This window comes from Kineococcus endophyticus, from assembly GCF_040796495.1.
GTDB classification, from domain to species: domain Bacteria; phylum Actinomycetota; class Actinomycetes; order Actinomycetales; family Kineococcaceae; genus Kineococcus; species Kineococcus endophyticus.
Window position 1 is genome coordinate 198610 of sequence record NZ_JBFNQN010000004.1, and the last position, 12714, is coordinate 211323.

Here is a 12714-nt window from a genome sequence, read left to right on the forward strand (position 1 = left end):
TCCGTCCTCGTTGGCTCCCCGCGGTCGGTGATCGGCCGCGGTGGGCCAGCGTGGTGCGAGACGCCTCGTTGGCTCCCCGCGGTCGGTGATCGGCCGCGGTGGGCCAACGAGGACGTCTCCGGCGCGGGCGATCGCCCTCGCGGAGGCAACGAGGCCCCCAGCGGCGGGGGCCGCCCCCGGCGCGGCGACGAGTCCGCCCTGGTGCCCCACCGCCCGGAACCGGCTCCCGGAAAAGGATAGGCTAGCCTCACTGACGCCCTGGAACTCGTCGAGGGACAGCCCTCGCCTGCCCTGGAGTCGTCGATGCGTCCCCTCTCCCGCCGCGAGCTCGGTCCGCTGACCGGCGCCGCCGTCCTCGCCCTCGCCGGGTGCGGAGCCTCCGAAGCCGTTCCGCCGCAGAGCACCGCGAGCGCCGGGGAGGGCGGGACGACGTACCCGCTCGTCCTGCGCAACGGCGACCGCGAGGTCCGGTTCGAGCGGGCCCCCCAGCGCGTCGTCTCCCTCGACCAGGGCTCCACGGAGATCCTGCTCTCCCTCGGCCTGGCCGACCGGATCGTCGGCACGGCGTCGTGGACGGACCCCGTCCTGGACTCCCTGGCCGCCGCGAACGAGGGGGTGCCGCGGCTGGCCGACAACGCGCCGACGTACGAGGTGCTGCTCGGCGCGGACCCGGACCTCGTCACCGCCTCCTTCGGCCGGCACTTCGCCGAGCAGGGCGGGGTCGTCACGCGCGACCGCTTGGCCGAGACGGGGATCGCGAGCTACCTCTCGCCCACCGACCTCGACGACGGCCAGAGCGTCAACGGCGGGAAGAAGGCGCGGACGACGCCGCTGACGGTGGACAGCCTGTTCCAGGAGGTCCGCGAGCTCGCGCAGGTCTTCGACGTCGCCCAGCGCGGCGAGGACCTCGTCGCGGACCTGCAGCGGCGGGCCCGGGAGGCCACCGAGGGCGTCGACGTCGGCGGTCGCACCGTGGCGTTCTGGTTCGCCAACCTCGACACCCCGTTCGTGGCGGGCGGCAAGGGCGCGGCCTCGCTGCTCGCGACGTCGACGGGGCTGCGCAACGTGTTCGCCGACCAGGCCGAGGACTGGCCGTCGGTGTCCTGGGAGTCCGTCGTCGCGGCCGACCCCGACGTGCTCGTCCTCGGGGACCTGCGCCGCGACCGCTTCCCGGGGGACCGGCTCGCGGCCAAGGAGGAGTTCCTGCGCACCGACCCGGTGGCGAGCGTGCTGTCCGCCGCGCGGGCGCAGCGGTACGTCGCGCTGCACGGCGCGGAGCTGAACCCGTCCATCCGGTACGTCGACGGCCTGGCGAAGCTCGGCGCGTGGTGGCGCGAGCACGGTCAGGACCTGTGAGCGTCCAGGCCCCCGTCCGCCCCCAGGTCCTCGAGCGCCGCCGGCTGCACCCGGCCGTCCTCGTCGTGGGCGGTCTCGTGGCGCTCGTCCTGTCCGTCGGTGCCGCGGCGACGCTGGGGGCGGCGGACGTGTCCCTCGTCAACGTCCGCGACGTCCTGCTCAACCACCTCGGGCTCGCCCAGGTGCCCGTCCGGGTCTCCGAGGACGCGATCGTCTGGCAGGACCGGGTGCCCCGCGCGCTCGTCGCCGCGGCGTGCGGGGCGGGTCTGGGCCTGTGCGGCCTGGTGCTGCAGTCGTTGCTGCGCAACCCGTTGGCCGACCCGTTCGTCCTCGGCGTCTCCTCCGGCGCCTCCACCGGCGCGGTGGCCGTGGCCGTCCTGGGGATCGGCGGGATCGGGCTGTCGGGCGGGGCCTTCGTCGGCGCCTGCCTCGCCTTCGCCCTGACGCTCGCCCTGGCCCGGGCCACCCGCGGCGGCACGGCCGGGATCCTCCTCGCCGGCCTGGCGGGAACCCACCTGTTCTCCGCCCTGACCTCCCTCGTCGTGTTCGCCGTCGCCGACTCCGACGAGACGCGGGGGGTGATGTTCTGGCTGCTCGGGTCGCTGGAGGGCGTGCGCTGGGACGACGTCGTCCTGTGCTGGGCGGTCGTGGCCGTCGGCGCCGCGGTGTGCCTGGGGTACGCGGGCCGGCTCGACGCGTTCGCGTTCGGGGAGGAGATCGCCTCCTCCCTCGGCATCCCCGTGGCGCGGACCCGCGCGGTCCTGCTGCTGCTGACGGCCCTGGTCACCGCGACGCTCGTCAGCGTCACCGGCGCCGTCGGGTTCGTCGGGCTCGTCCTGCCGCACGTCGCGCGCCTGCTCGTCGGCCACGCCCACACCCGCACGGTGCCCGCCACGATCGTCGTCGGCGCCGTCGCGATGGTGTGGGTGGACGCCGGTTCCCGCGTCGCCTTCGCCCCGACCCCGTTGCCCGTCGGCGTCGGGACGGCCCTCGTCGGCGTCCCCGTCTTCGCGCTGCTCCTCGTCCGCCGCGGGCGGGCGTCGTGACCCTGCACGCCGACGCCGTCACCTGGCGACGCGGGACCCGGATCGTCGTCGACGGCGTCACCCTGCGCCCCGACCCCGGCTCGACCGTGGGTCTGCTGGGGCCCAACGGGTCCGGCAAGAGCTCGCTGCTGCGGCTCCTGCACGGTGCCGCCCGCCCCGACGCCGGGACCGTCCTGCTGGACGGCCGCGAGCTGCACCGCACCCCGCGCCGGGACGTCGCCCGCCGCGTCGCCACCGTCACCCAGCACGCCGACACCGACGTCGACCTCACGGTGCGCGACGTCGTCCGCCTCGGCCGCACGCCGCACCGGCGGCTGCTCGGCGGGCCCGGCCCGCGCGACGAGGCCGTCGTGGACGCCGCCCTGGACCAGGTCGACCTGAGCGCCAAGGCGTCCCACTCCTGGCACACGCTCTCCGGCGGGGAGCGCCAGCGCGCCCACATCGCGCGGGCGCTCGCCCAGGAGCCGGCCGAGCTGCTGCTCGACGAGCCGACCAACCACCTCGACGTGCGCCACCAGCTGGAACTCCTCGCGCTCGTGGCCGCGCTGCCGGTCACGAGCGTGGTCGCCCTGCACGACCTCAACCTCGCGGCCACGTTCTGCGACGTCGTCGTCGTCCTGCGCGCCGGGTCCGTCGTGGCTGCGGGGACGCCGGAGCAGGTGCTGACACGCGCGCTGATCCAGGACGTCTACGGCGTCGACGCCCACGTCGCGACCGGCCCGCACGGCGGGCTGGCCGTCACGTTCCTCCCGCCGGGTCAGGCCCGTCCGGCGGCGGGACCCAGCCGGCGCGACAGCGCGGCCAGGCCGACGCCGGAGACCGCGACGACGGCGGCGAGCAGCACCCACGGGGTCACCGCCCCCGGTTCCAGCACCGCCCCGACGACGCCCGACCCGAGGAGCACCGCCACCCCGCCGAGGGAGGCCAGCACGCCGTAGTGGGCGCCGACGTGGCGCTCGCCGGCCAGCGGCGGGACGAGGTCGCGGGCCACCGGTCGGGCCAGGGCCGACCCGAGGTGCAGCACGACGACGAACCCGACGGCCGGGGCCAGGGCCGGCACGAGGTCCGGGCGGGGCAGGACGGTGGCCGCCGCGACGAGCGCGAAGGCGAGCGCCGTCACGGCGAACCCCGCGGGCAGCGCGTGCCGGGCCCCGCGCCGCCGGGCCCACCGCGCGACCGGCACCTGCACGAGGACGGTGACGACCGCGGCCACGACGAACATCGCCCCGAGGGCGCGCTGGGACCCGGTGGCCCGCACCAGTTCCACGGGCAGCGCCAGGTACATCTGGTTGTAGGCCAGCAGCAGCGTCGAGTACAGCGCGGCGAAGACGAGGAACCGCCGGTTGCGCAGCACCGATCCCCAGCCGGCCGTCACCGACGTGCTGCGCGGCACCCCGTCGACGCGCGGGGCCCAGCGCGCGTTGGCCACCAGCACGACGGCGAAGACCCCGGCCGCGACGAAGCACGTCGTGGAGAACGGGACCCCGAGCAGGGCGGCGCCCAGCACCGGCCCGGCGAGGGACCCCACCTTGCTGACGACGTCGTCGAGGGCGAACAGCTCCGCGCGCGTCACGGCGCCCGCCTCCTCCAGCCGGGCTCCCGCGTGCGCGAGACCCGTCTCGACGGCGGGGGAGAAGAGGGCGGCCGCGAACCCGGTGAGCACCGTGCCGGCGAGCACGCCCGGCAGGGACTGGCCCACGGCCAGCGTGCAGAACCCCGCGATCCGCACGAGGCAGCCGGTGAGCAGGACCGGCCGGACGCCGAACCGGTCGGTGAGGGCCCCGCCGACGAAGAAGAACCCCTGCTGGCTGAAGGTGCGCAGCCCCAGCACGAGGCCGACGACCCAGCCCGCCATGCCCAGGCCGGAGGACAGGTGGACGGCCAGGAACGGCACGACGAGGTAGAAGCCGGTGTTGAAGGCGAACTGGCTGAACAGCAGCAGGCGGACCGGTCCCGGCACCGCCCGCCAGGTGGAGCGAGCCGTCACGCGCTCAACCCCTCGACGGCGTGGACGACGGCCTCGTGCAGCCGCGGGTCGCCCAGCAGCCGGAAGTGGCCGTCGAGCGGCACCTCCACCTCGACCGCCCCGGCCAGTGCGGCCGCGTCGACGGCGCGCGGGACGTGCGGGTCGTACCGGGGCCGGATCGCGACGATGCGCGGGTGCGCGGTGAGGTCGGCGGCCAGCCGGCGGATGGCCGGGTCGCGCGGGGACAACCGGCGCACCGACCGGGCCGGGAACCACGTCGCGTACCGGGACCCCTCGAACGGGGTGGCCACGGCGACGAGGCCGGCGACCCGCTCGGCCACCCCGGGCAGGGCGAGCGCGGTCTTGGCGATGAGGCCGCCCTTGGAGTGGGCGACGACGACGGCACCGTGCAGGTCGAGCCGCTCGACGGTGCGCCGCAGCACTTCCGCGCCCACGGCGAGCTCGGCCGAGTTGGTGCCGAGGCCGGGCAGGACGTGCACCCGGTGGCCGGCGCGGTGCAGGGCGTCGCCGAGGTCGCGGAGGACGTGCCACGTCTCCCAGATCCCCGGGACGAGGACGACGGGGCACCCCTCGCCCCCGGTCCAGTCGGGACGGCCGGGGCGCAGCTGGGCCCGGGCGAGCCAGGCGTAGTCGGCGAGCCGGGCGGTCACGTCCACGGGGTCACCTCCACGGTCACCGCCCCACGAGGTCGGCGAGCTGCTCGACGACCTCCTCGGCGTGGTCGAAGACGACCGAGTGGGCCCCGGGCACCTCCGCCCAGCGACCGCGCGGGGCGCGGTCGGCGAGCATCCGGACCCAGGGAGCGGGAGCGACGGCGTCGTGCCGGCCCCGCAGGACGAGGACGGGCACCTCCAGCTCCCGGATCCGCTCCTCGATGGGGTAGGTCATCATCGACGGCAGGGTGTGGGCGAACCAGCGCCACCCGCAGCTGGCGTAGCCCTCGAGCGACATCCGCCGCACCGCAGCGGGTTCGAAGACGGCCGACTGCAGCAGCCGCAGGCCCTGGCGGGGCACCGACCGCTCCTGCAGGTTCACCGGCGGGCCGATGAGCGCGACGTGGGCGACGGCGCCCGGGTCGTCCAGGGCCGCCTCCGTCACGACCTGCGCCCCCATCGAGTGCCCCACGAGCAGCACGGCGGTCAGGTGCTGGTCCCGGATCCAGGACGCCACCAGCGCGCCCATCTCCTGCGTGGACATGCGCCGGTCGGGGTGGGGGATGCCGGCGAAGCCGGGGAGCTCGACCAGGTGGACCGTCCCGAACCGGGCGAGGACGACGGCGAGGCGCTGGAAGTACGCCGAGGAGACCCCCAGGCCGTGCACGAGGACCACGTCGTGCCGGTGCTCGGGCGGGACGTCCTCGGTCTCGGCGATCCACATCGTCCAGGTGCGCAGCCAGACGCCGCCCCGACGGACCCGGTCGATCCGGACGGTCAGTCCGCTGGGCATGTCCTCGGGGGTCAGGCGACGCACGGGCCACATCATCCCGGTCGTGGCTGGACCGAGCCTGCGAGGGGCGGCGAGGGCGTGACGACGCGGGTCCGCTCGACGCTCCCGCCGGGCCCGCGCCACAGTGGAGGTGTACGGATCGTCACGACGAACATGCCGAGGGTGACAACGGGTCGGACACCGGTCGGGGTCGGGGTTCAGGGTTGCGGGCCAGGCGCCGATGAACAGGGAGCCACCCGCTCCCGGGTGGTGTTCCACGGCGCGGAGCGCCGGCGGCAGGAAGGTCAGGTGCGACGTGGGCCCACGCATCCGGGTGCTCACGGTGGACGACTCCGTCGTCGTCCGCCGGATCGTCACCGACGTGCTGGCGTCCGACCCGGCCATCGAGGTCGTCGGAACGGCCCCCAACGGCAAGATCGCGCTCGACAAGATCGTCCAGCTCAAGCCCGACGTGGTGACCCTGGACATCGAGATGCCCGTCATGGACGGCCTCGAGGCGATCAAGGAGATCCGCAAGATCGACCGGAAGCTCCCGGTCATCATGTTCTCCACGCTCACCGAGCGCGGCGCCACCGCGACCCTGGAGGCCCTGTCCTCCGGTGCGTCCGACTACGTCACGAAGCCGGCCAACGTCGGCAGCGTCAACGAGTCGATGGAGTCGGTCCGCCAGCAGCTCATCCCCAAGATCAAGGCGCTCGTGCCGGGGATTGCGGCCGCCGCCGCGCCCGTCGCCGCGGCCCCCGCTCCGGCGCGGCCCGCGACGCCCGTCACGACCCGCACGCGCACCTCGGCCGCCAAGGCCCCGCGCGCCCTCGTCATCGGCTCCTCCACCGGTGGGCCCGAGGCCCTGTCGGCGGTGCTGGCCAAGCTCCCCGCCGGTCTCGGCGTCCCCGTCCTGGTCACCCAGCACATGCCGCCGGTGTTCACCCGGCTCTACGCCCAGCGGCTCGACAAGTCGTCCGCGCTGCGGGTCGTGGAGGCCACCGACGGCGAACCCGTCGTGGCGGGCACCGTCTACGTCGCCCCCGGTGACTTCCACATGGAGGTCGTCCGCCGGGGCCCGGCGATGGCGATCAAGTTGAACCAGGGTCCTGCCGAGAACTTCTGCAGACCCGCCGTCGACGTGATGGTGCGTTCGGCGGTCGCCGCCTACGGCGGCGAGCTCCTGGCCGTGATCCTCACGGGCATGGGCTCGGACGGGAAGCTCGGCTGCAAGGCCCTGGCCGCCGCAGGGGGGCAGGTCCTGGCGCAGGACGAGGCCACCTCGGTGGTCTGGGGGATGCCGGGAGCCGTGGCCCGCGAGGGCGTCGCGGACGAGGTCCTGCCCCTGGGGTCCATCGCCGACGCCATCCAGCGCCGGCTCGGGCCCGCCCGGTCGGTGTCCGCACCGCCACCGCGGGCGACCGCGAGCACCACCCCGAGCAGCACCACCCGCCCCGCCCCCAGCACCACCCCCAGCCCCGCCCGCACCAGTTCCCTTCCGCCGGCACGACCGCCGGCGTTCCGTCCGGCCGCCCCCGCGGCCCGTCCCTCCCAAGGCAGGTGGTGACATGGCACTCACGACCACAGCCTTCGACTGGGTCTGCACACTCGTGCGCAAGGAGAGTGCGATCGTCCTCGAGAAGGGCAAGGAGTACCTCGTCGAGTCGCGTCTGGTCCCGCTGGCGCGGGCCGCCGGCGCGAGCGACGTCTCGGCCTACGTCGACGGGATCCGGCTGCGTCCGGACCGTCGTGCGCAGACGGCGATCGTCGAGGCGCTCACCACGAACGAGACGTCGTGGTTCCGCGACGGCGCCCCGTTCACGGCCTTCTCGACCTCGGTCGTGCCCGCGCTGAAGCAGGCGCGCGCCACGACCCGGTCGCTGCGCATCTGGTCGGCGGCCAGCTCCACCGGCCAGGAGGCCTACAGCCTGGCGATCTCGCTGCAGGACAGCCTGATCGCCGAGGGGTGGCGGGCCGAGATCATCGGCACCGACCTGTCCAACGAGGTGCTGGAGAAGGCCAAGGCCGGCCGGTACTCGCAGTTGGAGATGAACCGCGGGCTGCCGGCCCCGATGCTCGTGCGCCACTTCACGCGCGTCGGGACGCAGTGGCAGGTGAACGACGACATCAAGCGGATGGTGCGCTTCCAGCAGCTGAACCTCACGAGCTCGTACGCGGCCCTGGGCCAGTTCGACGTGGTGTTCCTGCGGAACGTCCTCATCTACTTCGACCTCGAGACCAAGCGCGACATCCTGTCCCGCGTGCGCAAGGTGCTCAAGCCCGGGGGATACATGTTCCTCGGGGGTGCAGAAACGACGCTGGGCGTCGATGAGAACTGGGACCGCGAACTCATCGGACGGGTTTCGGTCCACCGTCCCAAGAACGGAGGTCAGGCATGAAGGCTCTGGTCGTGGATGACTCCCGCGCCATGCGGAAGATCATCGCAGGTGCACTGCGCAAGCTCGGGTACGAGACGGTCGAGGCGGCCGACGGCGCCGAGGCGCTGAAGGTCCTCGAGGCGGGCCCCCTGCCCGACCTCGCGACGGTCGACTGGAACATGCCGGTGATGGACGGTCTCACGTTCGTCACCCAGGTCCGGGCGAACCGCGACTACCGCGCGCTCACGCTGATGATGGTGACCACGGAGGCCGAGCACGGGCAGATCGTCCGCGCCCTCGCCGCCGGTGCCCACGAGTACCTCATCAAGCCGTTCACGGTCGAGTCGCTGGAGGAGAAGCTCTCCCTGCTCGGCCTGCTCCCGGAAGGGGTCCAGGCATGACCGAACTGGTCGAGGAGTTCTACGACGAACCCACCGACTACGTCGAGGACGAGGCCCTGGGCCAGATCGTCGACGCGATGTGGGCGTCGTACTTCGCGCACACCGAGTTCCTGCTGCCGTCGTTCGACCAGCACGACATCGAGGGCGACATCTTCTGCGCGTCGGTCACGATCTCCGGCGCCCGCCCGGGCATCGTCACCGTCAGCGTCGAGCGCACGCTCGGTCTGCCGCTGGCGCAGGCCCTCCTCCAGGAGGACGGCGAGCTGACCGACGAGGACGTCTACGACTCCCTCGGCGAGGTCGCCAACATCGTCGGCGGCAACATCAAGGCCCTCGTCCCCGACGCGGGTCCGCTGGGTCTGCCGGTCGTCTCCACCGCCCTGCCCCTGCACGGCGCCTCCGACCGCCTCGCGGCGCGTCTGGACGCCAACTGGAAGGGTCAGTGGCTGACCTTCGAGGTGTGGCTGGCCGGCGGCAACGGTTCCGAGAACGTGGGGGGATGACGACGTGAAGGCCCTCGTGGTCGACGACAGCCGCGTCATGCGGCAGATCGTCATCCGCACCCTCCGCCAGGCCGGGTACGACTGGGTCGAGGTGGTCCAGGCCGAGAACGGCAAGGAGGGTTTCGACGCGGTCCGCAAGGAGAACCCGGACATCGTCCTCTCCGACTGGAACATGCCCGAGGCCACGGGGATCGAGATGCTCCAGAACCTGCGCGGTTCCGGCATCGACGTGCCGTTCGGCTTCGTGACGTCGGAGGGTTCGGAGGAGATGCGGGACAAGGCGGCGGCCGCCGGCGCCCTGTTCCTCATCGCCAAGCCGTTCACCCCCGAGGCGTTCGCCGCGGCCCTGGCCCCGGTCCTCGGTGGTGACGCCGGTTCCGGTGCCGTCGAGACGTCGGTGGCGCAGGGCGAGGTGAAGTTCGACGTCAACCCGTTGCCGTCGAACCTCGCGATCCGCAACCTGCTCTCGGACCTGCTCAACCGCGACGTCGACCTGTCCGACGGGCGTCCGCTGCCCGTCGGCGGCAAGCCCGGGTCGCTCGTCGGCCTGTACGTGGACGACCACCTGAAGTCCAAGGCCGTCGTGGTCTTCGACTTCGCGCTGGCCGCCCACGCCGGTGCCGCGATCGGCCTGCTGCCCCCCGGGGCCAGCGAGGACGCCATCGACGACAAGGAACTGCCGGAGAACCTCGCGGTGAACTCGCGCGAGGTCCTCAACATCATGGCGTCGCTGTTCAACGTCGAGGGTGCCGCGCACCTGAAGCTGTACGCGTCCTACGTGCCCGGCGAGGCCCTGCGCCCCGACGTGGCCGACTGGGCGACCCGCACGGGCAGCCGCCTGGACCTCACGGTCTCGGTCGCCCGCTACGGCAAGGGCGCGCTGAGCATCGTCACGTTCTGACGCGCTGGACCAGGAACCCCTCGCCCTGCCGGGCGGGGGGTTCCCGTCGTTCCCGCGGGGTGCGCGTCAGCTCGTGACGACGGCGGTCGTCGCGTCCGGCCCGCCGCCCCAGACGGGGTCCGTGGTCGGGCGGCCCAGCAGGTACCCCTGACCGCACTCGACGCCGAGCTCGCCGAGCACGGTCAGCTCGTCGGGACGCTCGACGCCCTCGGCGACCATCGTCGAGCCGAGTTCGGAGGCGAAACCCACCAGCGCCCGGGCCACCGCGCGCCGGGCCGGGTCGCCGTCGATGCCGCGCACGAAGGCGATGTCGAGCTTGACGATGTCCGGGGTCAGCTGCAGGACGTGCTGCAGGCTGGCGAACCCGGCGCCGGTGTCGTCGACGGCGATGCGGATGCCGTGCCGGCGCAGTTCCGCGGTCGCCTCGGTGAGGGCGTCGTAGTCGTCGACCGGGTCGTGCTCGGTGATCTCGACGACGAGCCGGTCCGGCAACCCCGAGAGCAGCAGGTCGTGGGTGGAGCCGTCCAGCAGGGCCTCGGCGGAGGCGTTGACGCTCAGGTAGGCGCCGGCGGGGACGGACCGCAGCAGGGGCAGGGCCGAGGCGATGGCCGCCTGCTCGAGCCGGACGCCGACACCGGAAGTCCGGGCGTCGGTGAAGACCTGCTCGGGGCGGCGCGGCGACCCCTCCGGCCCGGTGAAGCGGCTCAGCGCCTCCGCCCCGACCGTCGCGCCCGTGCGCAGGTCGACGATCGGCTGCAGGACGGTGGTGCGGCCGGCGCCGGCGACGAAGGCGTCGAGGGAGGCGAGCCGGTCGTCCCGCTCGGCGCGGCGGCGGTCCCGGTGGTGCAGCACCCCGGCGACCAGCGCCGCCACGACGTGCAGGGCCTCGAGCTGGCGGGAGGCGAGGTCGTCCTCGGACGTGTCGGCGGGGCCGACCCCCACGAGCCGGCCGCCGGGCACCCCGTCGGGCCGGACGACGTCCACGCCCAGCGGTGCGGCGGCGAGGTCGGTGTCGGCGAGCAGCCGGACGGTGGCGTGGGGGTCCAGCACGCTGCTCGTCTGCTCGACGTGGTGCGGGCTCGCGCGGGTCGGTCGCGTGAGGGCGGCGACGGGGGTGCCGAAGATGTCCCGGGCCAGGTCCAGGAGCTGGGCGACGGCGTCCGCGTCGTCGCCCTGACCTCGCACCGGTGGTCCTCCCGCGGTCGTGCCGTCCGTCGCTGGTCGTGTCGTGGTGACCGCGCGGACCCGACGGAACGCACCGTGCGGGAACGGCGCGAACTGCCCGTGACACTGCTGTCCGCTCGACCATCCCAGACCGGTCGGGTCGACACAATCACGAAGAGGTCACAGTCACCGACCGTCACTCCCCGCAGTCCGGCGGCGGGCTGCCTCTGGTCGCGGGGCCCGTGGCCCCAGTAGCTTCACGGGGTCCGGTCCGTGCGTCCCAGGAGGCCGTCGTGCCCTCGAACCTGTCGCCCTACCTCAGCTTCCGCGGCCAGGCGAAGGAGGCGATGACCTTCTACCGCGACGTCCTCGGTGGCACCCTCGACCTGACGACGTTCGGCGAGTTCGGCGCCCCGCCCGGCGTCGACCCCGAGCTCGTCATGCACTCCCAGCTCTCCACGCCGCAGGGCTGGCTGCTCATGGGCTCCGACGTGCCGCCCGGGATGGACTTCACCCCCGGCGCCAGCATCACCGTCGCCCTCACCGGCGACGACGCCGACGTCCTGCGCCCCGCCTTCGCCGCCCTGGCCGAGGGCGGGACGGTCGAGACGCCGCTGGAGGCGCAGATGTGGGGCGACGAGTACGGCGCCCTCGTCGACCGGTACGGGATCCACTGGATGGTGAACCTCTCCGCCCCCGCCGCCTCCTCCTGACCCACCTGCCGGGGGCGCGCCCCAGATCGGTGCGACGGGGGTGGGAGACGGGGGGTGAGGGGGCGTCAGGGACGGCCGGAGGGGCCGTGGCGGCGCATCCGCAGCACCGCGACCATCGCCTCGCGGATGATCGCCTTCGACATCTTCGACGTCCCGTGCGTCCGCTCGGTGAAGAGGATCGGCACCTCGCGCACGGTCGCGCCCTGCTGCAGGGCGGCGAGCGTCGTCTGGATCTGGAAGGCGTACCCCGCGGCCGTCAGCTGCGAGAGGTCCAGCGAACGGAGGAGGTCGGCGCGCCACGCCTTGAACCCGCCGGTGAGGTCGGCGACGGGGGCGCGCAGCAGCACGCGGGCGTAGACGTTCGCGCCCCGCGAGAGCGCCTTGCGGTACCAGGGCCACGCGTCGTCGAGGGCGCCGCCGGGCACGTACCGGGCGCCGAGGACCAGGTCCGCACCCGCCGCGATCTGCGCCAGCATCCGCTCCAGCGCCTCGACGGGGTGGGAGCCGTCGGCGTCCATCTGCACGACGACGTCGTGGTCGCCGGTGGCCAGGGCGTGCGCGAAACCGGCGCGGTAGGCGGCGCCGAGGCCGTCCTTCGTCGTCCGGGTCAGCAACCGCACGCGCCCCTGCGCGTACTGCGCCGCGGCCTGCTCGACGAGGGCGCCGGTGCCGTCGGGGGAGGAGTCGTCCACCACGAGGACGTCGGGGGCGACCGGTGAGCCGAGGATCCGCTCGAGCATGCCGGTGATGTTGTCGGCCTCGTCGTACGTGGGCAGGACGACGACGCAGCGGAGGGCTTCGGCCAACGGGAACTCGCTCGGTGATCGGCGGACGGGT

At 74.0% G+C, this 12714-nt stretch carries 12 protein-coding genes and 2 pseudogenes; 9 read left to right on the forward strand and 5 right to left on the reverse strand.

Annotated features, from left to right (window positions below; all coding sequences use genetic code 11):
* The first annotated feature begins 303 nt into the window (after positions 1–303).
* From AB1207_RS07030 to AB1207_RS07040, 3 genes and pseudogenes are all read left to right on the forward strand, one after another.
* Positions 304–1356 (forward strand): ABC transporter substrate-binding protein, encoded by a 1053-nt coding sequence (locus AB1207_RS07030; RefSeq protein ID WP_367637221.1) that lies wholly within the window; start codon positions 304–306, stop codon positions 1354–1356.
* Positions 1353–2402, forward strand: a complete 1050-nt coding sequence (locus tag AB1207_RS07035; RefSeq protein ID WP_460624163.1) for a FecCD family ABC transporter permease — start codon at positions 1353–1355, stop codon at positions 2400–2402. Before AB1207_RS07030 ends, AB1207_RS07035 begins: the two co-directional genes overlap by 4 nt.
* Positions 2399–3151: pseudogene (locus tag AB1207_RS07040) on the forward strand (ABC transporter ATP-binding protein); the annotation flags it as partial. The gene AB1207_RS07035 and the pseudogene AB1207_RS07040, both read left to right, overlap by 4 nt.
* 8 nt (positions 3152–3159) lie before the next feature.
* On the opposite strand, the gene AB1207_RS07045 reads toward AB1207_RS07040, so the two are convergent.
* From AB1207_RS07045 to AB1207_RS07055, 3 genes are read right to left on the reverse strand one after another with little or no spacing between them, the layout of a single operon-like run.
* Positions 3160–4389 carry an MFS transporter gene (locus AB1207_RS07045; protein WP_367637223.1) on the reverse strand — a complete coding sequence of 410 codons (1230 nt, stop codon included), beginning with the start codon at positions 4387–4389 and terminating at the stop codon, positions 3160–3162.
* On the reverse strand, positions 4386–5045 hold the full coding sequence (locus AB1207_RS07050; protein WP_367637225.1) for an esterase/lipase family protein: 660 nt from the start codon (positions 5043–5045) through the stop codon (positions 4386–4388). The genes AB1207_RS07045 and AB1207_RS07050 overlap by 4 nt, the downstream gene beginning before the upstream one ends.
* Before the next feature lie 16 nt (positions 5046–5061).
* Positions 5062–5859, reverse strand: coding sequence for an alpha/beta fold hydrolase (locus AB1207_RS07055; RefSeq protein WP_367637227.1), 798 nt, complete (start codon positions 5857–5859; stop codon positions 5062–5064).
* 271 nt (positions 5860–6130) lie between these two features.
* On the opposite strand from AB1207_RS07055, the gene AB1207_RS07060 reads away from it, so the two are divergent.
* The 5 genes and pseudogenes from AB1207_RS07060 to AB1207_RS07080 form a co-directional block, all read left to right on the forward strand.
* Entirely contained in the window at positions 6131–7384 is a 1254-nt protein-coding gene (locus AB1207_RS07060; RefSeq protein ID WP_367637228.1) for a protein-glutamate methylesterase/protein-glutamine glutaminase, read from the forward strand.
* 1 nt (position 7385) lies between these two features.
* Positions 7386–8216, forward strand: coding sequence for a CheR family methyltransferase (locus AB1207_RS07065; protein WP_367637229.1), 831 nt, complete (start codon positions 7386–7388; stop codon positions 8214–8216).
* Entirely contained in the window at positions 8213–8596 is a 384-nt protein-coding gene (locus AB1207_RS07070; protein ID WP_367637230.1) for a response regulator, read from the forward strand. The genes AB1207_RS07065 and AB1207_RS07070 overlap by 4 nt, the downstream gene beginning before the upstream one ends.
* Complete coding sequence (locus AB1207_RS07075; protein ID WP_367637232.1) at positions 8593–9099, forward strand: chemotaxis protein CheX; 507 nt, start codon at positions 8593–8595, stop codon at positions 9097–9099. The genes AB1207_RS07070 and AB1207_RS07075 overlap by 4 nt, the downstream gene beginning before the upstream one ends.
* A 4-nt stretch (positions 9100–9103) precedes the next feature.
* Positions 9104–9460: pseudogene (locus AB1207_RS07080) on the forward strand (response regulator); the annotation flags it as partial.
* Between the two features lie 606 nt (positions 9461–10066).
* Here AB1207_RS07080 and AB1207_RS07085 read toward each other — a convergent pair.
* Positions 10067–11185 carry an EAL domain-containing protein gene (locus AB1207_RS07085; protein ID WP_367637233.1) on the reverse strand — a complete coding sequence of 373 codons (1119 nt, stop codon included), beginning with the start codon at positions 11183–11185 and terminating at the stop codon, positions 10067–10069.
* Between the two features lie 272 nt (positions 11186–11457).
* Between AB1207_RS07085 and AB1207_RS07090 the strand changes: the two genes are divergently transcribed.
* Complete coding sequence (locus AB1207_RS07090; RefSeq protein ID WP_367637234.1) at positions 11458–11877, forward strand: VOC family protein; 420 nt, start codon at positions 11458–11460, stop codon at positions 11875–11877.
* A 65-nt stretch (positions 11878–11942) separates the two neighbouring features.
* On the opposite strand, the gene AB1207_RS07095 is transcribed toward AB1207_RS07090, so the two are convergent.
* Positions 11943–12683, reverse strand: a complete 741-nt coding sequence (locus AB1207_RS07095) for a polyprenol monophosphomannose synthase (protein ID WP_367637235.1) — start codon at positions 12681–12683, stop codon at positions 11943–11945.
* Positions 12684–12714 lie beyond the last annotated feature (31 nt).